The 566-nt window shown below is 45.4% G+C and carries 1 pseudogene; it reads left to right on the top strand.

Annotation, left to right across the window (positions count from 1 at the left end):
* Positions 1-363: 363 nt before the first annotated feature.
* A pseudogene (locus tag RF646_RS13385) lies at positions 364-566 on the top strand (mobilization protein); the annotation flags it as partial.

Below are 566 nucleotides of genomic sequence, written 5' to 3'. Positions count from 1 at the left end.
ATCTTTGAAGTACATTTTTAGTAGAGGTACTGGTATGCCTAGACGAAGCAGATAGGCAAAAATAAAGCCGCTGGGGATGTCGGATGTCCGTCAATTAACTCCAGCGGCTTGTATTTTGGTAACTCTCCCGTATCGGTCAGCTACCGTTTGGTCAGCAACAAAGGTAGTACTTTATTGTCGCAAATCCAAATGTTTTCCCCTTTATTTGTGCATTTACAAAACATTCACTAACTTCGCACCTATGCAGTATGGTGATAGCACACTAGCACCCTAAAGGGTACGTGTGTAAGGGGACAAGCCCCCTTAACCCCCTGTCAGCCGGCTGTCACCGGCTGTTATCGATTGTCACAAAAATGTTAACTTATGGGAGCAACAAGTATTCATGTACAAGCAGTGAAGCCGGGGAGCGAGATTCACAACTTTAGGGAAAAAGAGTTGGACTATGTTCGTCCGGAACTTAGTCATTTGAATGAAAGCTGGGTTGGAGATAGCATCTCCCATCGGCTGGAGAGTGCGAAACAGAGATATTTCGATACGGTTGGGCAGAAGATGCAGACTAAAGCAGC

It is taken from the genome of Kocuria sp. CPCC 205261 (genome assembly GCF_040981025.1).
GTDB classification, from domain to species: Bacteria; Actinomycetota; Actinomycetes; order Actinomycetales; family Micrococcaceae; genus Kocuria; species Kocuria marina.
The sequence above is the reverse complement of the archived record's forward strand: the minus strand, read 5'-3'. Positions and strand labels throughout refer to the sequence as shown.